Annotated in this window: 20 protein-coding genes; 12 read left to right on the top strand and 8 right to left on the bottom strand. The window is 71.3% G+C overall.

Annotation, left to right across the window (positions count from 1 at the left end):
• The first annotated feature begins 96 nt into the window (after nucleotides 1–96).
• Nucleotides 97–690, top strand: a complete 594-nt coding sequence (locus ACWC97_RS03895; protein ID WP_352274095.1) for a TetR/AcrR family transcriptional regulator — start codon at nucleotides 97–99, stop codon at nucleotides 688–690.
• Between the two features lie 55 nt (nucleotides 691–745).
• On the opposite strand, the gene ACWC97_RS03890 is transcribed toward ACWC97_RS03895, so the two are convergent.
• Nucleotides 746–1,252, bottom strand: a complete 507-nt coding sequence (locus ACWC97_RS03890) for an Lrp/AsnC family transcriptional regulator (RefSeq protein WP_352274229.1) — start codon at nucleotides 1,250–1,252, stop codon at nucleotides 746–748.
• Nucleotides 1,253–1,515: 263 nt separating this feature from the next.
• On the opposite strand from ACWC97_RS03890, the gene pdhA (ACWC97_RS03885) reads away from it, so the two are divergent.
• The 7 genes from pdhA (ACWC97_RS03885) (at nucleotide 1,516) to ACWC97_RS03855 (ending at nucleotide 10,084) form a co-directional block, all read left to right on the top strand.
• Complete coding sequence (gene pdhA / locus ACWC97_RS03885; RefSeq protein ID WP_352274096.1) at nucleotides 1,516–2,664, top strand: pyruvate dehydrogenase (acetyl-transferring) E1 component subunit alpha; 1,149 nt, start codon at nucleotides 1,516–1,518, stop codon at nucleotides 2,662–2,664.
• Nucleotides 2,661–3,692 (top strand): alpha-ketoacid dehydrogenase subunit beta, encoded by a 1,032-nt coding sequence (locus ACWC97_RS03880; RefSeq protein ID WP_385202842.1) that lies wholly within the window; start codon nucleotides 2,661–2,663, stop codon nucleotides 3,690–3,692. The genes pdhA (ACWC97_RS03885) and ACWC97_RS03880 overlap by 4 nt, the downstream gene beginning before the upstream one ends.
• Nucleotides 3,692–5,131 (top strand): dihydrolipoamide acetyltransferase family protein, encoded by a 1,440-nt coding sequence (locus tag ACWC97_RS03875; protein WP_450647274.1) that lies wholly within the window; start codon nucleotides 3,692–3,694, stop codon nucleotides 5,129–5,131. Before ACWC97_RS03880 ends, ACWC97_RS03875 begins: the two co-directional genes overlap by 1 nt.
• A gap of 95 nt (nucleotides 5,132–5,226) precedes the next feature.
• A complete protein-coding gene (locus ACWC97_RS03870) occupies nucleotides 5,227–6,126 on the top strand; it encodes a DUF6457 domain-containing protein (RefSeq protein WP_450647272.1) in 900 nt (299 codons plus the stop codon).
• Entirely contained in the window at nucleotides 6,123–7,832 is a 1,710-nt protein-coding gene (locus ACWC97_RS03865) for a molybdopterin molybdotransferase MoeA (protein ID WP_450647270.1), read from the top strand. Before ACWC97_RS03870 ends, ACWC97_RS03865 begins: the two co-directional genes overlap by 4 nt.
• Nucleotides 7,790–8,932: a potassium channel family protein gene (locus ACWC97_RS03860; RefSeq protein WP_352274101.1), complete on the top strand. Its 1,143-nt coding sequence runs from the start codon at nucleotides 7,790–7,792 to the stop codon at nucleotides 8,930–8,932. Before ACWC97_RS03865 ends, ACWC97_RS03860 begins: the two co-directional genes overlap by 43 nt.
• A gap of 165 nt (nucleotides 8,933–9,097) precedes the next feature.
• Nucleotides 9,098–10,084, top strand: coding sequence for an NAD(P)H-quinone oxidoreductase (locus ACWC97_RS03855; protein WP_450647268.1), 987 nt, complete (start codon nucleotides 9,098–9,100; stop codon nucleotides 10,082–10,084).
• A 174-nt stretch (nucleotides 10,085–10,258) separates the two neighbouring features.
• Here the strand turns inward: ACWC97_RS03855 and ACWC97_RS03850 are convergent, their stop codons facing one another.
• The 4 genes from ACWC97_RS03850 to ACWC97_RS03835 form a co-directional block, all read right to left on the bottom strand.
• Nucleotides 10,259–10,813 (bottom strand): bacterial proteasome activator family protein, encoded by a 555-nt coding sequence (locus ACWC97_RS03850; RefSeq protein ID WP_450647266.1) that lies wholly within the window; start codon nucleotides 10,811–10,813, stop codon nucleotides 10,259–10,261.
• Nucleotides 10,814–11,036: 223 nt separating this feature from the next.
• Complete coding sequence (locus ACWC97_RS03845; RefSeq protein ID WP_450647265.1) at nucleotides 11,037–11,306, bottom strand: hypothetical protein; 270 nt, start codon at nucleotides 11,304–11,306, stop codon at nucleotides 11,037–11,039.
• Nucleotides 11,307–12,129: 823 nt separating this feature from the next.
• Nucleotides 12,130–12,555, bottom strand: a complete 426-nt coding sequence (locus tag ACWC97_RS03840) for a hypothetical protein (protein ID WP_450647263.1) — start codon at nucleotides 12,553–12,555, stop codon at nucleotides 12,130–12,132.
• Between the two features lie 663 nt (nucleotides 12,556–13,218).
• Nucleotides 13,219–14,868 carry a protein kinase domain-containing protein gene (locus ACWC97_RS03835; RefSeq protein WP_450647261.1) on the bottom strand — a complete coding sequence of 550 codons (1,650 nt, stop codon included), beginning with the start codon at nucleotides 14,866–14,868 and terminating at the stop codon, nucleotides 13,219–13,221.
• Between the two features lie 434 nt (nucleotides 14,869–15,302).
• Here ACWC97_RS03835 and ACWC97_RS03830 point away from each other — a divergent pair, with 434 nt between their 5' ends.
• Nucleotides 15,303–16,940, top strand: coding sequence for a protein kinase domain-containing protein (locus ACWC97_RS03830; protein ID WP_450647259.1), 1,638 nt, complete (start codon nucleotides 15,303–15,305; stop codon nucleotides 16,938–16,940).
• Between the two features lie 76 nt (nucleotides 16,941–17,016).
• Here ACWC97_RS03830 and ACWC97_RS03825 read toward each other — a convergent pair whose 3' ends face one another.
• From ACWC97_RS03825 to ACWC97_RS03815, 3 genes are all read right to left on the bottom strand, one after another.
• Nucleotides 17,017–18,009 (bottom strand): phosphotransferase, encoded by a 993-nt coding sequence (locus ACWC97_RS03825; RefSeq protein ID WP_450647467.1) that lies wholly within the window; start codon nucleotides 18,007–18,009, stop codon nucleotides 17,017–17,019.
• 240 nt (nucleotides 18,010–18,249) lie between these two features.
• Entirely contained in the window at nucleotides 18,250–18,678 is a 429-nt protein-coding gene (locus ACWC97_RS03820) for a pyridoxamine 5'-phosphate oxidase family protein (RefSeq protein ID WP_450647257.1), read from the bottom strand.
• A 185-nt stretch (nucleotides 18,679–18,863) separates the two neighbouring features.
• Nucleotides 18,864–19,523, bottom strand: a complete 660-nt coding sequence (locus ACWC97_RS03815; protein ID WP_352274231.1) for a response regulator transcription factor — start codon at nucleotides 19,521–19,523, stop codon at nucleotides 18,864–18,866.
• Nucleotides 19,524–19,864: 341 nt separating this feature from the next.
• On the opposite strand from ACWC97_RS03815, the gene pdhA (ACWC97_RS03810) reads away from it, so the two are divergent.
• Genes pdhA (ACWC97_RS03810) through ACWC97_RS03800 form a run of 3 tightly spaced genes read left to right on the top strand, consistent with a single transcriptional unit; the run spans nucleotide 19,865 to nucleotide 23,593 of the window.
• Entirely contained in the window at nucleotides 19,865–21,145 is a 1,281-nt protein-coding gene (gene pdhA / locus ACWC97_RS03810; protein ID WP_352274108.1) for a pyruvate dehydrogenase (acetyl-transferring) E1 component subunit alpha, read from the top strand.
• Between the two features lie 2 nt (nucleotides 21,146–21,147).
• A complete protein-coding gene (locus ACWC97_RS03805) occupies nucleotides 21,148–22,128 on the top strand; it encodes an alpha-ketoacid dehydrogenase subunit beta (protein WP_352274109.1) in 981 nt (326 codons plus the stop codon).
• 10 nt (nucleotides 22,129–22,138) lie between these two features.
• A complete protein-coding gene (locus ACWC97_RS03800; protein WP_450647255.1) occupies nucleotides 22,139–23,593 on the top strand; it encodes a dihydrolipoamide acetyltransferase family protein in 1,455 nt (484 codons plus the stop codon).
• Nucleotides 23,594–23,776: the final 183 nt, after the last annotated feature.

Genomic DNA, 23,776 nt, shown 5'->3' with positions numbered 1-23,776 from the left:
CAGGAACAGGTGGACAGAGTTAGAGTAACCGAACGATCGGTCGGGACAAGGGGGCCCGCCACACCTGTGGACAACCGGTAGGGGAGGATCGCGGACATGACCACGGCCAAGCGGGACACGTACACCCCGGAGACCCTGCTCACCGTTGCCGTCCGCGTGTTCAACGAGCGCGGCTACGACGGCACGTCCATGGAGCATCTGTCCCGCGCGGCGGGGATCTCCAAGTCGTCCATCTATCACCACGTCGCGGGCAAGGAGGAGCTCCTGCGCCGCGCGGTCAGCCGTGCGCTCGACGGGCTCTTCGCGATTCTCGACGAGCCGGGGGCCACCCAGGGGCGGGCGATCGAGCGGGTCGAGTACGTCACCCGTCGCACCGTCGACGTGCTGATAGCCGAACTGCCCTACGTCACGCTGCTGCTGCGGGTGCGGGGCAACACGAAGACGGAACGCTGGGCCATGGAGCGGCGGCGCGAGTTCGACCAGCGGGTGAGCGACCTGCTGAAGGCCGCGGTCGCGGACGGCGACCTCCGCTCCGACGTGGACATACGCCTGGTGACGAGGCTGCTCTTCGGCATGGTCAACTCGCTGGTGGAGTGGTACCGGCCGCTGCCGGACGGCGGGGTCGACGGGGAGCTGGTGGCGGACACGCTCGTACGGGTGGCCTTCGAAGGGGTGCGGGCCAGCCGCTGAGCCCCCGGGGCCGGCGAGCGGGGATCCGGGCCGGCGGGCGGGGATCCGGGCGGTCTCAGTCGAGTTCGGCGGGCCGGTTCGAGCCCGGGGCCAGGTCGGTCTCCTCGAACACCAGGAGCGTCCGGGTGGAGAGCACCTCCGGGATGGCCTGGATCTTCGTCAGGACCAGCTCGCGCAGTGTTCTGTTGTCCGGGGTGTGCACCAGCAGCAGGACATCGAAATCGCCGCTGACCAGCGCGATGTGCGTGGCCCCCGGCAGCGCCTGAAGCTCCTCGCGCACCGTGCGCCAGGAATTCTGGACGATCTTGAGCGTGATGTACGCGGACGCCCCCTGCCCCGCCCGCTCGTGGTCCACGCGCGCGCCGAAACCGCGGATCACCCCGTCGTCGATGAGCCGGTTGATCCGGGCGTAGGCGTTGGCCCGGGAGACATGGACGCGGTCGGCCACCGACCGTATCGAGGCGCGGCCATCCGTCTGGAGCAGCCGGAGGATGTCGCGGTCGATGGCGTCGAGCGGGCGGGGCGGGGGTGTCCGGTCCGGGACCTCGCTCCCGTCGGCCATTTGTTCAGCTGACATGTTCCCCCGCCTCCCCGCCCTGGACGACCTGCACCCATCCCAGGCTGTGGAGAACCGTTTGTCCACAGGCTGAAGGTGCCTGTAGCCAAAATGCGCTCACGACCGAACAATCGGTAGGTGAGGCAGGCCACAGCCGCGCCTCGGACAGTGCTCGACATTTCGATGCTTTTCGACACCCCCGGCATTGGGTGATCCCCCGGTGCCGCCGGACGCCGCTCGAAACCCCTCGATGCCAGGAGGTGCTTGTCATGACGGTCCAAGAGCTGCCCGGCGCGGCCGCGTACCGGCCCACGCCGCCCCCGGCCTGGAAGCCGCTCACCGATCCCGCGCCGCTGCTCCCGGACCCCGAGCCGTACCGCGTGCTCGGTACGGACGCCGCCGCCGACGCCGATCCGGAGCTGCTGCTGCGGCTCTACGCGGAGCTGGTCCGCGGCCGGAGGTACAACGCGCAGGCCACCGCCCTCACGAAGCAGGGGCGGCTCGCCGTCTACCCGTCGAGCACCGGGCAGGAGGCCTGCGAGATAGCCGCCGCGCTGGTGCTGGAGGAGCGGGACTGGCTCTTTCCCAGCTACCGGGACACCCTCGCGGCGGTGGCCCGCGGGCTGGACCCGGTCGAGGCGCTCACACTGCTGCGCGGTGACCGGCACACCGGATACGACCCGCGCGAGCACCGGGTCGCGCCGCTCTGCACCCCGCTCGCCACTCAGATGCCGCATGCCGTCGGGCTGGCCCACGCGGCACGGCTGAAGGGCGACGACGTGGTCGCGCTCGCCATGGTCGGGGACGGCGGGACCAGCGAGGGCGATTTCCACGAGGCGCTGAATTTCGCGGCCGTCTGGCGTGCCCCGGTCGTCTTCTTCGTACAGAACAACGGCTTCGCGATCTCCGTGCCGCTGGCGAAGCAGACCGCCGCCCCGTCCCTGGCGCACAAGGCGGTGGGGTACGGAATGCCGGGCCGGCTGGTCGACGGGAACGACGCGGCGGCGGTGCACCAGGTCCTCACCGAGGCCGTGGCGCGGGCTCGCAGGGGTGGCGGTCCGACGCTGGTGGAGGCGGTGACGTACCGCATGGACGCGCATACGAACGCCGACGACGCCACCCGGTACCGCGCCGACAGCGAGGTGGAGGTCTGGCGGGCGCACGACCCGATCCGGCTGCTGGAGCGGGAGCTGACCGGGCGGGGGCTGCTCGACGACGACGGGATCGAGGAGGCGCGGGCGGCCGCCGAGCGGATGGCGGCGGCGCTGCGCGAGCGGATGAACGCCGATCCGGTGCTGGACCCGATGGATCTGTTCGCCCATGTCTACGCGGAGCGGACCAGTCAGCTCCGCGAGCAGGCGGACCTGTTGCGGGCCGAGCTGGAAGCCGGTCGGGACGAAGTGGAGGAGGGGCGATGACCACCGCGGCGGTGACGGCGGGGCAGCGGGCCGCGAAGGCCAGGCCCGCCACGATGGCGCAGGCGCTCGGGCGGGCGCTGCGCGACGCGATGGCCGAGGACCCGGCGGTGCATGTCCTCGGTGAGGACGTCGGCGCGCTCGGCGGGGTCTTCCGGGTCACCGACGGCCTGGCGAAGGAGTTCGGCGAGGACCGTTGCACGGACACCCCGCTGGCCGAGTCGGGCATTCTCGGGGCGGCCGTGGGCATGGCGATGTACGGGCTGCGTCCGGTGGTGGAGATGCAGTTCGACGCCTTCGCCTATCCGTCGTTCGAGCAGTTGGTGAGCCATGTCGCGAAGATGCGGAACCGGACGGCCGGCGCCATGCCGTTGCCGATCACGGTCCGGGTGCCGTACGGCGGCGGGATCGGCGGGGTCGAGCATCACAGCGACTCCTCGGAGGCGTACTACATGGCGACGCCCGGCCTCCATGTCGTGACCCCGGCGACGGTCGAGGACGCGTACGGGCTGCTGAGGGCGTCGATCGCGTCCGACGATCCGGTGGTGTTCCTGGAGCCGAAGCGGCTCTACTGGTCGAAGTCGGACTGGTCGCCCGAGGCGCCGGTCTCCGTGGAGCCGATAGGCCGGGCCGTGGTCCGCCGGCCGGGGCGCAGCGCCACGCTGATCACGTACGGCCCGTCGCTGCCGGTCTGCATGGAGGCGGCCCAGGCGGCCGTCGACGAGGGCTGGGACCTGGAGGTCGTGGACCTGCGCTCGCTGGTGCCGTTCGACGACGAGACCGTCGTGGCGTCCGTGCGGCGCACGGGGCGCGCGGTCGTCGTGCACGAGTCCTCCGCCTTCGGCGGTCCCGGCGGTGAGATCGCGGCCCGGATCACGGAGCGCTGCTTCCACCACCTGGAGGCGCCGGTGCTGCGGGTCGCCGGGTTCGACATCCCGTATCCGCCGCCGATGCAGGAGAAGCACCATCTGCCGGGCGTGGACCGGGTGCTGGACGCGGTCGCCCGTTTGCAGTGGGAGGCGGAGAGCTGATGGCGCGGGTCTGCGAGTTCAAGCTGCCGGACCTCGGTGAGGGGCTCACCGAGGCGGAGATCGTCCGCTGGCTGGTGGAGGTCGGCGATGTCGTCGCCGTCGACCAGCCGGTCGTCGAGGTCGAGACGGCCAAGGCGATGGTGGAGGTGCCGTGCCCGTACGGGGGCGTGGTGACCGCGCGGTTCGGCGAGGAGGGATCGGAACTTCCGGTCGGGGCACCGCTGCTGACGGTAGCGGTCGGGGAGGACGAGGAGGCGGGGCCGGGTGCCGGGGGCGGCTCCGGCGCGAGCGAGGGGGCCTCGGCGGAGTCGTCCGGGAACGTGCTCGTCGGGTACGGGACGGGCGCTCCGGTGGCGCGGCGTCGCCGGGTACGACCTGCCGCCGTGGCGGGAGCTTCCGGGCGGGGGGCCGCGGCCCCGGCTTCCGCCCCGGTCGCTGATTCCGCCCCGGCTCCGGAACCGGTTTCCGTCTCCGTGCCGGACGTGGCCGTGGGGCCGGTGGCGGTCGTCTCGCCGCTGGTGAGGAAGCTGGCCCGGCAGCACGAGCTGGATCTGCGGAGCCTGGCGGGTTCCGGTCCGGACGGGCTCATCCTGCGGGCCGATGTCGAGGCCGCGATCAGGGCGCGGGACGAGGTGGCGGTCTCCTCGGCGACCACGCTTCCGAGGCTGGACTCCGCTCCCGCACCGGCAGTCCAGTCGACGCAGGCGGCACAGATGGTGCGGCCGACGGCCGAGGAGGGAGCGCGGCGGATTCCGTTGCGCGGTGTGCGGGGGGCGGTCGCCGACAAGCTGGCGCGCAGCCGGCGGGAGATCCCGGACGCCACCTGCTGGGTCGACGCCGACGCCACCGAGCTGATGGCGGCCCGGGCCGCGATGAACGCCGCGGGAGGACCGTCCGGCGGCCCCAAGGTTTCGGTGCTGGCGCTGCTGGCCCGCACCTGCACCGCGGCGCTGGCCCGGTTCCCCGAGCTCAACTCCACGGTGGACATGGAGGCGCGGGAGATCGTGCGCCTGCCGGAGATCCATCTCGGGTTCGCGGCGCAGACCGAGCGCGGCCTGGTCGTTCCCGTCGTGCGGGACGCGCAGGCGAGGAACGCCGAGTCGATCGGAGCGGAGATCGCCCGGCTGACCGAGGCGGCGCGGGCCGGGCGGCTGACCCCGGCCGAGCTGACCGGCGGCACGTTCACGCTGAACAACTACGGGGTGTTCGGCGTCGACGGGTCGACCCCGATCATCAACCACCCCGAGGCGGCGATGCTCGGCGTGGGCCGGATCGTGCCCAAGCCCTGGGTGCACCAGGGCGAGCTGGCGGTGCGCCAGGTGGTCCAGCTCTCGCTGACCTTCGATCACCGGGTCTGCGACGGTGGCACGGCGGGCGGCTTCCTGCGCTACGTGGCCGACTGCGTGGAGCAACCGGCGGTGCTGCTGCGCACGTTGTAGCCGGCCGGGGCGGGTCGGGGCCCCTTCCCGGGCGACCGGGGAAACCGGGGCCCCGCGGCCCGGGGCCGTGGGCCGTGGCACGCATACTCGGACGCATGACCGCGTACGACGCCATCGTCCTGGCCGGAGGGGCCGCCAAGCGGCTCGACGGCGCCGACAAGCCCGGCATCCGGGTCGGCAGCCGCGCCCTGCTCGACCGGGTGCTCACGGCCTGTTCCGACGCCTCGACGACCGTCGTGGTGGGCGGGCGCCGGCCCACCGTCCGGCCGGTGGTCTGGACGTGCGAGGAGCCCCGGGGCGGTGGCCCGCTGGCCGCGCTCGACGCGGGGGTCCGGCGGACCACGGCGGACCGTCTCCTGGTGCTCTCCGCCGACCTGCCGTTCCTCGGGCCGGGCACGGTCGCGGCGCTTCTGTCGGCGGTACCGGAAGGGCGCCGGGAGGGGCCACGGAACGGGCCGCGCGACGGGCAGGGAGGAGAGCCGGGGGAAGGCGCCCTGTGCGTGGACCCGCAGGGGCGGGAGCAGCCGCTCGTCGCCGTCTACCGCGCCGAGCCGCTCCGCCGTGAACTCGCGCTGATCGCCGCCGAGCACGGTGGCCTGTCCGGGCTCCCCCTGCGGCTGATGACGGAGGGACTCGACCTTGCCCGGGTGACGACCAGTCCCCTGGCCTCCTTCGACTGCGACACCTGGGAGGACATCGCGGTGGCCCGTGCCCGCATCAGAGAGCATGGGGCCGTGCTGGATGAATGGATGACCGCAGTCAAGAACGAGCTCGGCATCGAGCTCGACGTCGACAACGCCATGCTGCTCGACCTGGCCAGGGACGCCGCCCACGGTGTCGCCCGGCCCGCCGCGCCGCTGACCACCTTCCTGGTGGGGTACGCGGCGGCGAAGGCCGCCGGTGAGGGCGGCGACGGCGCCACGGCGGTGGCCGAGGCCGCTCGGAAGGCCGCCGCGCTCGCCCTTCGCTGGGCGGACGAGAACGAGACGCGGTGACCCGCCCCGGCGATGCGGCCGACCCGTCCCCGGGCGGAGGCTCGTTCTCCGCGGCCGAGGAGAGGCCGGGCGCCGGTTCAGGGGCGGACGAGACGGAGCGGGCCCTAGAGCAGGCCCTCGCGCTGGTCGCCCGCCGGTCGTCCGGCGCCCCGCACGCCGCGGACCGGCCCGTTGGCACCCGCCCGTCGCGGGGCCGGGGAACGGTCTCCTGGCCGGAGGCCCGTGCGCGCGCGGTGCGGGCGGGTCGCGCCGTCGGAGCCCGGACCGTCCGGGTGCCGCTGGACCGGTCGCTCGGCCACGTACTCGCCGAGCCGCTGACCGCGCTGACCGATCTGCCGTCCTTCGACACCTCGGCCATGGACGGCTGGGCCGTCTCCGGGCCGGGTCCGTGGCGGGTCGATGGGACCACCGGAGCCGAGGACGGACGAGCCGGAACCGGAGCCGGGGACGGGCCCGCCGGAACCGGGAACGGGACTGGAACCGGAACCAGGAACGCGAACGGAACCGGAGCCAGGGCCGGAACAAGAAACGCGAACGGGAAGGGCGCCGAGGGGGCGGGCGGGGGCGCGGGGATCCTCGCCGGGCAGGGGGCCGTTTCCGAGCTGCCCGACGGGGCCGCCGTACGCATCGCCACGGGCGCCCGCATTCCGCCCGGTGCCGACGCCGTGATCCGCAGCGAACACGCCCATGCCGACGGGGCCACCGGGCTGTTGCACGCGGAGCACCGGGTACTGCCCGGCCAGGACATCAGACCCCGGGGCCAGGAATGCCGCTCGGGCGACCTGCTCATGCCTCCCGGGGCGCTGATGACGCCCGCCGTTCTCGGCCTGGCGGCCGCGGCCGGGTACGACACGCTCGTCGTGGTGGCGCGCCCGCGCGTCGACGTCCTGGTGCTCGGCGACGAACTGCTGACCGGCGGCCTGCCGCACGACGGGCTGATCCGCGACGCGCTCGGCCCGATGATCGGCCCCTGGCTGCGCACCCTGGGCGCCGAGGTGTCGGCCCCGCAGCGCCTCGGGGACGATGCGGCCGCCCTGCGTCACGCCCTCGCCACGTCCGACGCCGATCTGGTGGTCACCACGGGCGGTACGGCGGCGGGGCCCGTCGACCACGTCCACTCCGTCCTCGCCGAGGCCGGTGCCGAGCTGCTGGTGGACGGGGCCGAGGTCCGGCCGGGCCATCCGATGCTGCTGGCCCGGCTCGGCGGCAAGGGCACGGCGGACCGGGCCGGGGCCCGCTATCTCGTCGGGCTGCCCGGCAACCCCCTGGCCGCCGTCTCCGGGCTCCTCACCCTTGCCGAACCCCTGCTCCGCGGGCTGGCCGGACGGGTGCCGGAGCCGCCGTACTGGACCGTCGCCGGTGAGGACGTCCAGGGGCACCCGCACGACACCCGGCTGGTGCCCGTGGTCACCCGGGCGGGTACCGCCGGGACCCAGGGGCCCGGAGCGGCTGCGGGCGCGGGGGGTGCCGGGGGCGCTGGGAGCTCTGGGGCCCTTCGGAACCCCGAAACCGCCCCGTACACCGGGGGCGGTGCCGAGTGCGTCGTACCACTGCGCTACAACGGTCCGGCGATGCTTCGAGGTGTCGCCGCGGCCGATGGACTGGCCGTCGTCCCGCCGGGCGGGGTACGGTCCGGCACCGAAGTGGAGATCCTCGATCTCCGATGGGCCTCGGCGATGCCGTGGACGGAAGGGTGTTTCACGTGAAACTTCCCGGCCACGATGCGATGGCCAGGCGCGCGGACGAGCACGTCGTACCGACACGGGTACTGCTTCCGCGCAGAGTGGTCGACGGGCCGGCCCGGCAGGTCGCCAAGCGGCTGCTGATGGCGCTCCTGGTCCTTGCTGCCACGGTGTTGATCGTCTGGCTGGACCGGGGCGGCTACCACGACGCCGCCGACGACAAGGTCGACCTGCTGGACGCGGTCTACTACGCCACCGTCACCCTCTCCACCACCGGCTACGGCGACATCACCCCGTACGGGGACGGCGCCCGGTTCACCAATGTGGTGCTCGTGACACCACTGCGGGTGCTCTTCCTGATCATCCTGGTCGGCACCACCCTCGAGGTCCTCACGGAACGGACCCGCGAGGACTTCCGGCTGAAGCGTTGGAGAAGCAACTTGCGCGATCACACCGTCGTCGTCGGTTTCGGTACGAAGGGCCGTTCGGCCATCCAGACCCTGCGTGCCACCGGCCTGAGGAAGGAACAGATCGTCATCGTCGACCCGGCGACCAAGGTGATCGAGATCGCCAATGCCGAGGGGTTCGTCGGCGTGGTCGGTGACGCGACGCGCAGCGAGGTGCTTCTGCGTGCCGAACTCCAGAAGGCGCGGCAGATCATCATCGCGACGCAGCGCGACGACACTGCGGTGCTGGTGGCGCTGACGGCCCGGCAGCTCAACCGTGGCGCGAAGATCGTCGCGGCGGTGCGCGAGGAGGAGAACGCGCCGCTGCTGCGGCAGTCGGGGGCCGACGCGGTGATCACCAGCGCCAGCGCCGCCGGCCGGCTGCTGGGGCTCTCCGTGCTCAGCCCGAGCGCGGGCACGGTGATGGAGGACCTGATCCAGCAGGGCAGTGGGCTCGATCTCGTCGAACGGCCGGTGATAAAGGCCGAGGTGGGCAAGAGCGTCCGGGAGACCGACGACCTCGTGGTCAGTGTTCTGCGTGGGCACCGGCTGCTGGGCTACGACGACCCGGCGGCCAGCCCGCTCCAGTTGACGGACCGGTTGATCACCATCGTCCGTGCTTCGAACGAGACGCCGCCCGAGCATCCGCCCATGTCCACGCAGCGCCCGCTCGACTGACGCCTTCGGCCGAACTCCTCGGTCCGGTCTCCCGAACTCCTCGGCCCGGTCCGCCGGATCCCGGTCTGCCCGGTCTGCCGGGTCGGTCTCATCGGCCGACCCGGCCGACCAACGGACCCGACCGGCTCCGCCGACTCCATGGGGCCACGGAGTAGCTTTGCCGCCATGTATGCGATCACGATCCCCGAACCCGGTGGCCCCGAGGCGCTCGTCTGGGCCGAAGTGCCCGATCCGGTGGTCGGTGAGGGCGAGGTCCTCGTCGACGTCGTCGCCAGCGCCGTCAACCGCGCGGATGTGCTGCAGCGGCAGGGGTTCTACAACCCGCCGCCCGGCGCGTCCCCGTACCCCGGCCTCGAGTGCTCGGGGCGCGTCTCGGCAGTCGGGCCCGGGGTGACCGGCTGGGCGGTCGGTGACGAGGTGTGCGCGCTGCTCGCGGGCGGCGGATACGCGGAGAAGGTCGCCGTTCCCGCCGGCCAGTTGCTGCCGGTGCCGGACGGTGTCGGAACGGCCCTGGCGGCGGCGTTGCCCGAGGTGACGGCCACGGTCTGGTCGAACGTCTTCATGGTGGCCCATCTGCACCCCGGCGAGACGCTGCTGGTGCACGGAGGGTCCAGCGGTATCGGCACGATGGCGATCCAGCTCGCCAAGGCCGTGGGCGCGCGGGTCGCGGTCACCGCTGGCGGGCCCGAGAAGCTGGCGCGCTGCGCCGAGCTGGGGGCCGACATCCTGATCGACTACCGGCAGCAGGACTTCGTCGAGGAGATCCGCCGGGCGACCGACGGGGCCGGGGCGGACGTCATCCTCGACATCGTCGGCGCGAAGTACCTGGACCGGAACGTGCAGGCACTCGCGGTCAACGGCCGGCTGGCTGTCATCGGCCTCCAGGGCGGCGTCAAGGGCGAGCTGAACCTGGGCGCTCTGCTGAACAAGCGGGCCGCCGTCACCGCGACCTCGCTGCGCGGCCGCCCGCTCGCCGAGAAGGCCGCCATCGTCGCGGCGGTGCGCGAGCACGTCTGGCCGCTGATCGCGGACGGCGTCGTACGGCCGGTCGTGGACCGTACGGTGCCGATGCCGGACGCCGCCGAGGCGCACCGGGTACTGGAGTCCAGCACGCACATCGGGAAGGTCCTGCTCCAGGCCCCGACGAGCTGATGCCGGACGGGGCCGCACGGGCCCCGGACACCCTCAAGGCCCGGCGCACCGGTCATGGAGACCAGGCACGCCGGGCCTTGTGGCGCATCAGCCTTGTGGCGTTTCATCCGTCCGGCGCTTGAACTGGCCGACGACACAGCCGTCCGACAACGCAGCCGTCCCGAAAGAAAAGGTCTAGAGGTACGGGCCCGTCCGGACCGGTCCGTGCGGGTCGGGGCTGCCGTCGTCGTCCTCGTGGATGCTGCCCGGCGGAAGGGCGCGGCGCATCTGCTCCAGCTGGGCCCGGGCCGCCATCTGCTGGGCGAACAGGGTCGTCTGGATGCCGTGGAAGAGGCCCTCCAGCCAGCCCACCAGCTGGGCCTGCGCGATCCGCAGCTCCGCCTCGGAGGGCACCGAATCGTCGGTGAAGGGCAGGGAGAGCCGTTCCAGCTCCTCCACCAGCTCCGGCGCGAGACCGTCCTCCAGCTCCTTCACGGAACCGGCGTGGATCTCCTTCAGCCGGACCCGGCTCGCCTCGTCGAGAGGGGCCGCCCTGACCTCTTCGAGGAGCTGCTTGATCATGCTGCCGATGCGCATGACCTTCGCGGGCTGTTCGACCATCTCCGTCACCGGGACCTCGCGCGATTCGTCGTCAGCGCCACCGCCACCGCCGCCGATCGCCATGCCGTCCTGCCCCACCACGAGGACTTGGGGGTGCTCCTGCGACCGTTCATTCCTCGGCATCTCCATGGCGCCATTGTCTCCCACACCTCTTGTTCGGCACTGTGGTGCCCCCGCAAACGGCTGATCCATCCTCTCGACGGTCATTCCGCCCGCCGGGCCGACGTGAGGCGCGTACGGGTGTGTGTCGCGGCGGGCACCCCGCGCAGGTCGACCAGTGGTGGGACCGACCTCTGCGTCCGCCCTGGTCGAACGCGTCGAGCGTCCGCCGGGTCTCTACGGCCGTGGCCGGTCACCCGGTGCGGCGCATCCGGTACGCCAGGAAGGCCAGGCCCAGTCCGATCAGGGTGATCCCACCGCCCAGCGACACCTGTTTCACCTGGTGCACGGTCGCGGGATTCAGGGCCTGTTCCGGGTGGGGTTCGGTGCCGGGGAGCGCGTCGGCGGCGGACGGCGTTTCCGGCGCGTCCTCCGTCGGCTGATCCGTGGTCCGGTCGTACTGACGGTCCGCGCGCGCGATCTCCCCCGGCGAGAGCTGCCGCCCGGGCCGGGGGCGCCCCACCCCGGCCCCCTGCCCGGCCAGCGGGGACTGAGCATCCGGAGTCGGCGGCTCCTCATCGGACCCGGAATCGGACCGGTGCCCGGATCCGGCATCGTCGGCGGGCGACGGTGAGGTCGAACGGGCTGCCGAAGGGCCGGCCGTCGCGGAGGCGGCGGGGGAGCCCGCAGGCGAGCCGGAGGCTGGGGCGGACGGCGGCGGAGATCCCGGAGGCGCGTGGGCGGCCGGTCGGCCATCCGGGGAAACGGCCGTCGGTACGGGTGAGGGGGTGACCAGTTTCTCGGCTTCCCCGGCTCCTCCGGCTCCCCCGGCTTTCTCGGCCGACGGCCCGGTACCGGGGACGCCGGAAGGCCGGACGGAGGTGTGGGCCGAGGTGTGCGCGGACGGTGGAGCCGGGGATCCCTTCGGCCCCATCAGAGGCTGACTCGGTGAGGTGTGACCTGCCTGTGGCGTCTCTCCCGCCAGAGCCCCCAGCGCCGCACCCGCCGTCAGTACGAGGCAGGCCACGCATCTCGTGGGCCGTGAGGGGCGGAGTCCTGAAGCCATGGCCTCAGAGTCACATGTGACGTTATGTTCGGCATCTCGGTGCAGTACTTCAGTCTCTATTGCTTCCGGGCAGACGCAAGGTCTGTCTAATGCTGATGGATGAGCCCTGGAGGGGAATGGCTGGTTCGGCCTCAACAGATGCTGGAGCGTAAATATCAAGGAGCAGGGGAGCTGGATGGGGATATTAGTTCGTGTGGAACCTCATGGGAGGGGGCCATTGGCAGGAACCAATGACCCCCCGCTTCCGTCGGTTCGCAGTCGTGTGAAGCTTGCTGTCTGGCTAGATGTACGGGTTCATTATGGAGCGATCATTGCACATTTGAAGATCGTTACTTCCCTCCATTAGGAAGACTTCGACGTAGGCGTACTTGATTCCATTGGTATCCGTGGCTGTCGTTGTCCACGTATGCGAGGAACCCTTTCCGTCGTACAAGTGATGCAAGGGCCAGTTGTGGGATACTCCGCTGCGATTCACCGTCATTAGTCGAATTGCCACATGGTGGCCATCTGCGGCGGTATCTTTGACGGTGAGATTTACGTTTTTCAGGCTGTTGGCGTTGACGAACTCCCATGAGCCGCTGCCTGACGCGCCAGTGACGCTGCATGCCGCCCCCACCGGCTCTGCGGCAGCTGGTGATGCGGTAGCCGGTATGGCAACTGCAGCCGCGATGCAAGCGGCGGCCATTCCCATTAGTTTCTTACGCATGCGAGACTCCTTGGTTCGGCTGATCTGTGTGCATGATATGGAATCGCTTGTGCATGTCAAGGTTTTTCATGCCTCGAAGGCGCGCCTGCGGGTGGTCTGATTCGTGCCCTATGCGACAAATGGTTAAATTGCTTGCAGGGGTGGGTTCGAGAATTTCGGTTGACTGCAACTGTGGTGCTCGCTGGGATGGGTGTCTGTCCTGCTTTGTGGGCCTCGTTAGAGATGGTCGCGCGTTGGTGCATTTTCTTGTGGGGGTACTCTTTTGGCAATTTGCGATCGGCTGCTAAGGCGGTGTCCTGCGTGGTGAGCCGGAGAAGTCGCTTGTAGCAGCACAGTGCTGCAGCGAGGCTGAGGAGGGCCAAGTAGTTTTGGCGTGGCCCGCAGGTTCGCCCTACTCGGCTCGCAGCGGCAGGAGGCGAGCAGAAGGAGAGGTTCTACCGGCAAAGATGCCGTGGGATCGTCTTCCGCCTGGAGGAAGACGATCGTGCTCGCAGGTTGCAGACAACCGATTGCCTTGTTCTTCCGGCTGGCACGCCCACATGGCCGCGCTTGTTCTCCAGCCCGAGAGAGCCTGGCCTGCGCGGGGGCTCGTTATTCTCCTGCTGCCGTGTAGGTCAAGGACGTGCCTCTGCCAGGGAGCAGCCTGATCCGGGCGAAAATAACTCAGGCCGGGTCGCCCGTCGCGATGCGGAGCTCGAAGTGGGCGCCCCGCTTCGGCACGGCGGTGCCGGCCGACGGGAACTGGTCGATGATCTGGTCCTCCGCGTACGCGTTCCCCGGGACCTTGATCGGCTTGATGGTCCAGCCGGCCGCGTCCGCGCAGGCCCGGGCGGAGAGGATGTCCTTGTACAGGAAGCTGGGAGCGTCGACCTTGTTCGGGTCGTCGTTGTTCTCCATGGCGTCCGTGCACTTCTCGGTCTCCATCGTCCGGTTCCGCTCCGGCGGCTTGTGCTCGCCTGCGACCGTCGACTTGGTCGGATCCGGGTCTTCCTCGTTGTTGCCGTTCAGCGAGAGCGCCGTGACCAGTCCGCCGATCGCGACCAGGGAGACGACTATTGCGCCCACTATCACCGGCATGTTCCGCTTCGAGCCGTTGCCGCCCGAGCCGGACTGCGACTGGGTCTGAGTCTGGGAGGAGACCGTGTAGGGCGGCGGAGTCTGGTGGGCCGGGGCCTGGCTCTGGTACGGCTGCGCCGCCTGCGGGTAGCCGTACGACGGCGCCGGGGTCGGGGCAGGGGTGGCCTGGCCGTACGCGCCCGACTGGTACGGGCCGGACTGGTACGGCCCCGGCTGGTACGGCGTCTGGACGCCCTGCGGGGCCGCACCGGACTGGTCCAGCGGCGGGAAGACCGCCGAGCCGACGCCCGAGCCGCTGTTCGCCGGAGCGCCGCCGCCCGCGACGATCACCGGGGCGCCCGTGGCGCCGCCCGCGGAGAGCACCCGGGCGATCTCGTCCTGCATGGCGGCCGCGCTGGGGAAGCGGTCGTTCGGGTTCTTCTTCAGTGCGCGGGCGACCAGCGCGTCGATCGCCGGGGTGACCGAGCGGTTGATGCTGGAGGGCGCGACCGGCTCCTCCTGGACGTGCGCGTACGCGATGGCCAGCGGGGAGTCCGCGTCGAAGGGGATGCGCCCGGTCAGCAGCTGGAACAGCATGATGCCGACCGAGTACAGGTCGGAGCGGGCGTCCACGCCGCGGCCCAGGGCCTGCTCGGGGGAGAGGTACTGCGGGGTGCCGACGACCATGCCGGTCTGGGTCATCGACGTGACGCCCGACTGCATGGCGCGGGCGATGCCGAAGTCCATGACCTTGACGACGCCGCGCTTGGTCACCATGACGTTGCCCGGCTTGATGTCGCGGTGCACCAGGCCCATCTCGTGGCTGGTGTCCAGCGCGGCCAGCACGTCGTTCGTGACCTTCAGCGCCTTGTCGGCGGGCATCGCGCCGTGCGCCTGGATGTCCGCGTGGAGGACCGAGCCGAGCGGCTGCCCCTCCACGTACTCCATGACGATGTACGGCATCAGCGCGCCGCCGAGCTCGTCCTCGCCGGTGTCGAAGACCGAGACGATGTTGGTGTGCTGGAGCTTGGCGACGGCCTGCGCCTCGCGCCGGAACCGCTCGCGGAAGGACTGCTCGCGCCCCAGCTCCGTGTGCAATGTCTTGATCGCGACTTGACGGTCCAGCGCGGTGTCGTACGCCAGGTACACCGAGGCCATGCCGCCCTCGCCGAGCAGGTCGCGCAGCTGGTACCGCCCGCCGGCGACCGAACCGCCCGCGTAGCGCCCCTGAGCGCCCTGTGCGCCGTCCTGGCTCATGAGTTGCTTCCCCCTCGGCGCGACTGCCGCGATCATCCCGCTATTACGCGCCAAGTCTGCCCGAGGGGTACGACACGTCAAGCCAGGTGCCCGTTCCGTGACCGTACGCACAAGAAGAGTCCCGGAAGCGTTACAGGAACCGCATGGAATTTGCGTGGACGGCGTGTAGGGCGGTTCGATGGCCGGTCCGTCACCACCGGGCGAGCCGCCCGGCAGGAGGGGGTGGCCGGTCCGGACTCGACGACGGGGTGTCCCCCGGAGCCTGTAGCGTGACGTGGCAATGCAGTGGGGTCGTCCGGCCCGCACCGTCCGATGTGCAGCGTGGCAGATCGGCCCGGCGGGGTCCGGTCCCGTCCGGGCCGGGTGGAAGGCGCGGAGGACCCCGACACCGTGAGAACCCGCGGACGCGCGGACAGATACGACGGCGAGGACTGATGGCACCCGAATCCGAAGCAAACGGCGGCGGAGTTTCGGATGGCACCGACTCCTGGGGCATCGACGGTGTCGTGGGCGACGGGCGTTACCGGATGACGCACCGTCTCGGCCGGGGCGGCATGGCGGAGGTCTTCGCGGCCGAGGACGTACGGCTGGGCCGTACCGTCGCGGTGAAGCTGCTCCGTTCCGACCTCGCCGAGGACCCGGTGTCCAAGGCCCGGTTCACGCGCGAGGCGCAGTCGGTCGCCGGGCTCAACCACCATGCGATCGTCGCCGTGTACGACTCCGGCGAGGACACCGTGGGCGGGCAGACCGTCCCCTACATCGTGATGGAGCTGGTCGAGGGCCGCACCATCCGCGATCTGCTGCTCACCGCCGAGCCCCCGCCGCCCGAGCAGGCGTTGATCATCGTCTCCGGGGTGCTCGAGGCGCTGGCCTACTCGCACCAGCACGGCATCGTGCACCGCGACATCAAGCCGGCCAACGTCATCATCACCAACTCCGGTGCGGTCAAGGTGATGGACTTCGGCATCGCCCGTGCGCTGCACGGCGCGCAGTCGACGATGACCCAGACCGGCATGGTCATGGGCACGCCGCAGTACCTCTCCCCCGAACAGGCCCTCGGCAAGGCGGTCGACCACCGCTCCGACCTCTACGCCACCGGTTGCCTGCTGTACGAACTGCTGGCGCTGCGGCCCCCGTTCACCGGCGAGACGCCGCTGTCCGTGGTGTACCAGCATGTCCAGGACATGCCCGTACCGCCGTCCAACGTGCTGGGTTCGGTGCCGCCGGAGCTGGACGGGCTGGTCATGCGCTCCCTCGCGAAGGACCCGGACGACCGGTTCCAGAGCGCCGAGGAGATGCGAGGCCTGGTCCAGTACGGGCTCCAGATGCTCCAGATGCAGGGCGGCCACACCGGTACGTGGAACACCGGCCCGGTCGCGGTGCACGAGGGCGGGAACACCCCGGCCATGGGCATCAACGGCTCCACGATGGCGATGGGCCACCCGCAGCACGGCGACACCTCGCAGGGCCCGATCCTGCCGCCGATGAACCCGGACGACGGCGGTTACGACGGTGGCGGTCAGCCCGGCGGCAGCGGCGGGCGCGGCAAGTTGTGGCTCTTCGTGGTGCTCGCGCTGATCGCGATCGGGGCGGGGGTGGCCATCGCGGTCAACGCCGCGCAGAACGACGACGCGAACCACCGGAAGCAGCCCGGCGAGACGTCCATTTCGCCGTCCCCGACGCGGACTTCGTCCGGCCCGAGCGACGACACGAGCCAGGACACCCAGCAGCCGGAGAACTCCACCGGCAACCAGCAGGACCCGCCCCCGCAGCAGACGTACGAGCCGTCGACCACCCCGACCGAGCCGACCGAACCGGCGACGAAACAGCCGACCAGCCCGCCCCCCGGCACCGACAACGGCGGTACCGGTACGGACGGCGGCAGCACGGGTACGGAGAACGGCGGTACCGGCACGGACGGCGGCAGCACGGGTACGGAGAACGGCGGTACCGGCACGGACGGCGGCAGCACGGGTACGGAGAACGGCGGCACGGGCACGGACGGCGGCAGCACCAACACAGGTACGTCCGCGGCGGCCGGATCGGGAGCGGGAGGCCCCCAGCGCCCCTGACCAGGGGATCCCCCGGTGGCCCGCCCGCCGCCCGGACCCCCGGTCCGGGCCCAGCTCCGCCCCGGAACCGCCCGGATCACGCCGTGAACGCCTCGCGCACCGCTTCGTACTCGCGCGTCCACCACACCGCCAGGGCCGATACCGCGGGGAACTGCGGGTCGGCCCTCCGGTCGTCCCGGCAGTACCGCCAGCTGAGTATCCAGAAGTCGTTGAGCCGCTCCCACCACACCCGGTGCACCGCCGCGGCCAGCTCCGCCGGCTCCGCACCGGCCGCCCGGCGGTAGGCGCGCGCGTACGCCCGGACCTTCTCCAGCTCCAGCGTCCCGGCCGGCTGCACGAAGAAGATCGCGGCCGCCCGTACCGCCTCCTCGGCCCTCGGCTGGACGCCCAGCCGGTCCCAGTCGAGGATCGCGACCGGCTCCGGGCCCCGGTAGAGGACGTTGAGCGGGTGGAAGTCGCCGTGCACCCAGCCGATGGCCGGGGCGTCCGGGGTGGGCGGCCTGCGGTCGGCGTGGCGTTCCAGCAGGGCCCGCCGTTCCAGGAGGCGGTGCTCGGCCAGTTCGTCGAAGGCGTCCCGGGGGCGGCGCCGGCGCGCGGCGGCCAGCAGCTCGTCGATCAGCGCGGAGGTCTCGGCGGGGTCGGCGCTCCGGAGGCCACCGGCCCGGCGGGCGAGCCCGGGGTCCGCGCCCATGACCTGGGCGAGCCCGGTGTGCACGGTCCCGAGGAGCCCCCCGAGCCGCCCGGACTGGGCGGTGCTCAGCTGTGCGCCGGCCCGGTGCAGTCCGTCGACCCAGGGGTGCAGGGCGTAGCAGCGGCCGCCGATCTCGGTGACGGTGCCGCCCTCGGTGTCCCGGACGGGTGGGGCGACGGGCAGGCCCAGTGACTGGAGGCGCTGGGTCGCGCGGTGCTGGCGGACGATCGTGGCGCGGTCGCCGGTGGAGTCGTCGAGGTGGTGCTTGAGGAAGTAGCGGCCGCGGGTGGTGGAGACGCGGTAGCCGTGGTTGAGCAGGCCCTGGGTGATGGGGGTGCAGCTGAGCGGTGCACCGGCGTCCGGGTAGCGGCGCAGCACCTCGTCCACCGGCGGTACGGGGGGCGCGGGGGCGGCCGGCCGTATCGGGGGCTCGGCCCGCACCGGGCTCACCGGCGGCGCGGCCGGCCGGGGCACGGGGGGCAGCCGCACCTGGTCCACCGGCGACACCGGTGGGGCGGGGGCGGACGGGAACGGTAAGGGGAACGGGAACAGGATCTCGTCCGCCGAAGGAACGGACGGAAGAGCGACAAATGAGCGCGGCACTCGCCAGATGTTAGATCACGCTGTGTGCCCGATCGGTTGAGTTGCGTGGAAGTCAAGAGTGTGCACAGAGACGAAGTGCGGATCGAGCCGGAGGTACGCGGCGTCGAACGGCTCCCCGTTCACCCGTGCCGGAGCCTCGCCGAACGACGCGCACTGGGCGGGCGAGGGGCGCACGATCCGGGCGGTGCCGGTGAACTGCACGGCCCACAGCTCGCAGTCGCCCCCGGTGGCGGTGGTGTCGAAGTTGTCCGCGCCGTACGCCACGACCGTGCCGTCGCAGGCGTTGTGGTAGCCGAAGCCGCTGTGCATCCGCAGGATCACATGGCCGTCGACCACGACATGGCGGGCCACCGACAGAAACGGGAGGGCGCGCATGCTCGTCGCCAGCCGTCCGTAGCGGACGCGGCCGAGCAGTTCGATCGCCTGGAGTTCCTCGGGGGACATGCTCTCCACTCTCCGTGTCCCGCCGGCCCACGGACAGAGGCCGGGGCCCCGGTTGAAGCGGGACCAAAGTCCCGATACGGACACGTACGGTGATGGTCCACGTCGTCGCGGGCCGTCGTCGCCGGGCGTCCGGGGTGTCCGTGGTGTCCGTGGCCGGGAGTGGCCGGGCGCTGCTCCGTCCGGGCTCAGCGCTTCTCCGCCTGGAGCCGGGCCACGTACGCGGCGGCCTGCGAGCGCCGTTCCATGCCCAGCTTGGAGAGCAGGCTGGAGACGTAATTCTTGATCGTTTTCTCGGCGAGATGGAGCCGTTCGCCGATCACCCGGTTGGTCAGTCCCTCACCGATCAGGTCGAGGATCTTGCGTTCCTGCTCGGTGAGGTTGGCGAGTCGGTCCTCGCCGCGCTCCTTCTTCCCGGCGCGCAGCCGCTCCAGCACCCGGGCGGTCGCCACCGGGTCCAGCAGCGACTTCCCGGCCGCCACGTCGCGTACCGCGTTCAGCAGCTCGTTGCCCCGGATCGCCTTCAGCACATAGCCCGAGGCGCCCGCCATGATCGCGTCGAAGAGGGCCTCGTCGTCGGCGTAGGAGGTGAGCATCAGGCACTTGATGGAATCGTCCTGGGAGCGGACCTCGCGGCAGACCTCCACCCCGCTGCCGTCCGGCAGCCGTACGTCGAGCACCGCCACATCGGGCCGGGTCGCCGGAATCCGGACGAGGGCGTCGGCCGCCGTACCGGCCTCGCCGACGACTTCGATGTCGTCCTCCGACGAGAGCAATTCATGGACCCCGCGCCGGACCACTTCATGATCGTCCAGAAGGAATACGGTGATTTTTCCTTGTTCGCGCACAAAACGCAGTCTCACACACTCGCCTCTTCCCTGCCGCCGAACGGCGGGATAACGTGCGCTTGTTCCGGTGGCCCGAGAGGCTGTTCCCGGCGCTGTGACCAGCGAGAGTTCCCGACTTTTTCGATTTACTTGGAAATCCAAGCAAAATCGCAGGTCAGATGGGGTTTCGCAGATATGCGGCGTTCTGGGTAACGTGCTTTTCACAGGGCGCTCGCCGGGGCACCTGTCACGCCTGTTCCCGGACCGAGCGGCACCCACCCCGTGCACGGGTACGGACCCAGGCGAGCCGCACTGGCTTTCCCGGCAGACCCCGGGGGCCGGACCGACGGAGGAGCACGCACGTGACCGTGGAGAGCACTGCCGCGCGCACATCGCGCCGCAGCAGCGGGACCAGCGCCGCGAAGAAGTCCGCGACGACCGCGACGAGCGCGAAGAAGAGCGCGTCGAACGCGAAGAAGCCCGCTGAGACGCCCGCGAAGAAGACCGCGAGGACGACGCCCGCGAAAAGGGCGGCGAAGACGGCTGCCAGGCCGCCGCAGGGCACCGAGCCCGAGCTCGTCCAGCTGCTGACGCCCGAGGGGGAGCGCGTCGAGCACCCGGACTACGCGATCGACCTGACCGCAGAGGAGCTGCGCGGCCTGTACCGGGACATGGTCCTGACCCGCCGCTTCGACGCCGAGGCCACCGCCCTCCAGCGCCAGGGCGAGCTGGGCCTGTGGGCCTCGCTGCTCGGCCAGGAGGCCGCGCAGATCGGCAGCGGCCGGGCACTGCGCGACGACGACTACGTCTTCCCGACCTACCGGGAGCACGGCGTCGCCTGGTGCCGCGGCGTCGACCCGACCAACCTGCTCGGGATGTTCCGCGGGGTGAACCACGGCGGGTGGGACCCGAACACCAACAACTTCCACCTGTACACGATCGTCATCGGCTCGCAGACCCTGCACGCCACCGGTTACGCCATGGGCGTGGCCAAGGACGGCGCGGACTCCGCCGTGATCGCGTACTTCGGCGACGGCGCCTCCAGCCAGGGCGACGTGGCCGAGTCGTTCACGTTCTCCGCGGTCTACAACGCCCCGGTCGTCTTCTTCTGCCAGAACAACCAGTGGGCGATCTCCGAGCCCACCGAGAAGCAGACCCGCGTCCCGCTCTACCAGCGCGCCCAGGGCTACGGCTTCCCCGGCGTCCGGGTCGACGGCAACGACGTCCTGGCCTGCCTGGCGGTCACCAGGGCGGCGCTGGACCGCGCCCGCAGCGGCGAGGGCCCGATGCTCGTCGAGGCGTTCACGTACCGGATGGGCGCGCACACCACCTCCGACGACCCGACCAAGTACCGGGCCGACGAGGAGCGGGCGGCCTGGGAGGCCAAGGACCCGATCCTGCGGCTGCGCAGGTACCTGGAGAACGTGGGCGCCGGCGACGAGGCGTTCTTCACCGCGCTGGAGGAGGAGAGCGAGGCCCTCGGCAAGCGGGTCCGCGAGGCGGTACGGGCCATGCCCGACCCCGACCCGATCGCGATCTTCGACAACGTCTACGCCGACGGCAACCCGCTCGTCGACGAGGAGCGCGCCCAGTTCGCCGCCTACCAGGCATCGTTCGCAGACACCGCCGAGGAGAGCAAGTAGCCATGGCCATGGAAAAGATGTCCATCGCGAAGGCTCTCAACGAGTCGCTGCGCCGGGCCCTCGACACGGACCCCAAGGTCCTCATCATGGGTGAGGACGTCGGCAAGCTCGGCGGCGTCTTCCGGATCACCGACGGGCTCCAGAAGGACTTCGGCGAGGAGCGGGTCATCGACACCCCGCTCGCCGAGTCCGGCATCGTCGGCACCGCGATCGGCCTGGCCCTGCGCGGCTACCGCCCGGTCGTGGAGATCCAGTTCGACGGCTTCGTCTTCCCGGCGTACGACCAGATCGTCACGCAGCTCGCGAAGATGCACGCCCGTGCGCTCGGCAAGATCAAGCTGCCCGTCGTCGTCCGCATCCCGTACGGCGGCGGCATCGGCGCGGTGGAGCACCACAGCGAGTCGCCCGAGGCGCTGTTCGCGCACGTCGCGGGGTTGAAGGTGGTCTCGCCGTCGAACGCGAGCGACGCCTACTGGATGATGCAGCAGGCCGTCCAGAGCGACGACCCGGTGATCTTCTTCGAGCCGAAGCGGCGCTACTGGGACAAGGGCGAGGTCGAGACCGACGCCATTCCCGGCCCGCTGCACCGGGCCTCGGTGGCCCGTACCGGCACGGACCTCACGCTCGCCGCGTACGGCCCGATGGTGAAGGTCTGCCTGGAGGCGGCCGCGGCGGCCGAGGAGGAGGGCAAGTCGATCGAGGTCCTGGACCTGCGCTCGATGGCCCCGATCGACTTCGACACCATCCAGACCTCGGTCGAGAAGACCGGCCGGCTCGTGGTGGTCCACGAGGCGCCGGTGTTCTACGGCTCCGGGGCCGAGATCGCCGCCCGGATCACGGAGCGCTGCTTCTACCATCTGGAAGCACCGGTGCTGCGGGTCGGCGGCTACCACGCCCCGTACCCGCCGGCGCGTCTGGAGGACGAGTACCTGCCGGGGCTCGACCGGGTGCTCGACGCCGTCGACCGCTCGCTGGCGTACTGAGGACTGGGACGTGACAACGATGACCGACACTTCCAACGCCGCTCGCTTCCGTGAGTTCAAGATGCCCGACGTGGGCGAGGGACTGACCGAGGCCGAGATCCTCAAGTGGTACGTCCAGCCCGGCGACACCGTCGCCGACGGCCAGGTCGTCTGCGAGGTCGAGACGGCCAAGGCGGCCGTGGAGCTGCCGATCCCGTTCGACGGGGTGGTGCACGAGCTGCGCTTCCCCGAGGGCACGACCGTCGACGTCGGCCAGGTGATCATCGCGGTGGACGTGGCCCCGGGCAGCGGCGACGCCCCCGCGGCCCCGGCTCCCGTCGCGGAGTCGGCCCCCGCACCTTCCGCCGAGGCGGAGCCGGAGGCCCCGAAGGGCCGCCAGCCGGTCCTGGTGGGCTACGGCGTCTCCGAGAGCTCGACCAAGCGCCGGGCCCGCAAGGGCACGGCCGCGGTCCAGGCCGAGCTGAACGGCCACGGCGCCGCGCCCGCGGCCGCACCCGTGCCCACGGCCGTGGCGCCGGAGGCTCCCAAGGAGCGCCCGCTGGCCAAGCCCCCGGTCCGCAAGCTGGCCAAGGACCTGGGCATCGACCTGGCGACCGTCGTCCCGACCGGCAAGGACGGGATCATCACCCGGGAGGACGTCCACGCGGCGGCCGCCCCTGTGGCCACCCCCGTACCGGCGCAGGTCCAGGCCCCCGCCGCCCCCGCCGTCGAGGCCGCGGACGCTGTGGACGCCTTCGCGGCGGAGGCGGCCGCCCCGGCGGGCGCCCGCGAGACCCGTATCCCGGTCAAGGGCGTACGCAAGGCCATCGCGCAGGCGATGGTGGGCAGCGCCTTCACGGCCCCGCACGTCACCGAATTCGTCACCGTCGACGTGACGCGCACGATGAAGCTGGTCGCGGAGCTCAAGGAGGACAAGGACATGGCGGGGGTGCGGGTCAACCCGCTCCTCCTCATCGCCAAGGCCCTCCTGGTCGCGATCAAGCGGAACCCGGGCATCAACGCCGCCTGGGACGAGCCCAACCAGGAGATCGTCCAGAAGCACTACGTGAACCTGGGCATCGCCGCCGCCACCCCGCGCGGCCTGATCGTGCCGAACATCAAGGACGCGCACGACATGACCCTGCCGCAGCTCGCCGCCGCACTGGGCGAGCTGGTCGCCACGGCCCGGGACGGCAAGACGTCCCCGGCCGCCATGGCGGGCGGCACGGTGACCATCACCAACGTCGGCGTCTTCGGCGTCGACACGGGCACCCCGATCCTCAACCCGGGCGAGTCCGCGATCCTCGCGGTCGGTGCGATCAAGCTCCAGCCGTGGGTCCACAAGGGCAAGGTGAAGCCCCGCCAGGTCACCACCCTCGCCCTGTCGTTCGACCACCGCCTGGTCGACGGCGAACTCGGCTCCAAGGTCCTGGCCGACGTCGCCGCCATCCTGGAGAACCCGAAGCGCCTGATCACCTGGGCGTAGCACTCCTCGTTCCACCTTTTACGCCGGTGGGCCCGCACATCGCATGTGCGGGCCCACCGGCGTTGCACGTGCCCACGCTGGGGCCGCCAAGTTGGGGTCGGCACTCGCGCACGCGCTCCATCAGGAGTGATCTTTATGCGACTACGCGCATAAGGCACGCCTGTATGTGGACGATCCTTCCGC

The sequence above is a fragment of the Streptomyces sp. NPDC001108 genome, assembly GCF_053598535.1.
Note: the sequence above shows the minus strand (reverse complement) of the source record. Positions and strands in the feature narration are given on the sequence as shown.

Bases quoted from the DNA above. Each gene is read 5' to 3' on its own strand.
- ACWC97_RS03875 (WP_450647274.1), top strand. From the start codon at position 3,692: ATGGCGCGGGTCTGCGAGTTCAAGCTGCCGGACCTCGGTGAGGGGCTC.
- ACWC97_RS03890 (WP_352274229.1), bottom strand. From the start codon at position 1,252: ATGGCCGACGGGAGCGAGGTCCCGGACCGGACACCCCCGCCCCGCCCG.
- ACWC97_RS03850 (WP_450647266.1), bottom strand. From the start codon at position 10,813: ATGGAGATGCCGAGGAATGAACGGTCGCAGGAGCACCCCCAAGTCCTC.
- pdhA (WP_352274096.1), top strand. From the start codon at position 1,516: ATGACGGTCCAAGAGCTGCCCGGCGCGGCCGCGTACCGGCCCACGCCG.
- ACWC97_RS03830 (WP_450647259.1), top strand. From the start codon at position 15,303: ATGGCACCCGAATCCGAAGCAAACGGCGGCGGAGTTTCGGATGGCACC.
- ACWC97_RS03805 (WP_352274109.1), top strand. From the start codon at position 21,148: ATGGCCATGGAAAAGATGTCCATCGCGAAGGCTCTCAACGAGTCGCTG.
- ACWC97_RS03880 (WP_385202842.1), top strand. From the start codon at position 2,661: ATGACCACCGCGGCGGTGACGGCGGGGCAGCGGGCCGCGAAGGCCAGG.
- ACWC97_RS03870 (WP_450647272.1), top strand. From the start codon at position 5,227: ATGACCGCGTACGACGCCATCGTCCTGGCCGGAGGGGCCGCCAAGCGG.
- ACWC97_RS03860 (WP_352274101.1), top strand. From the start codon at position 7,790: ATGGGCCTCGGCGATGCCGTGGACGGAAGGGTGTTTCACGTGAAACTT.
- ACWC97_RS03895 (WP_352274095.1), top strand. From the start codon at position 97: ATGACCACGGCCAAGCGGGACACGTACACCCCGGAGACCCTGCTCACC.
- ACWC97_RS03840 (WP_450647263.1), bottom strand. From the start codon at position 12,555: ATGCGTAAGAAACTAATGGGAATGGCCGCCGCTTGCATCGCGGCTGCA.
- ACWC97_RS03820 (WP_450647257.1), bottom strand. From the start codon at position 18,678: ATGTCCCCCGAGGAACTCCAGGCGATCGAACTGCTCGGCCGCGTCCGC.
- ACWC97_RS03855 (WP_450647268.1), top strand. From the start codon at position 9,098: ATGTATGCGATCACGATCCCCGAACCCGGTGGCCCCGAGGCGCTCGTC.
- ACWC97_RS03835 (WP_450647261.1), bottom strand. From the start codon at position 14,868: ATGAGCCAGGACGGCGCACAGGGCGCTCAGGGGCGCTACGCGGGCGGT.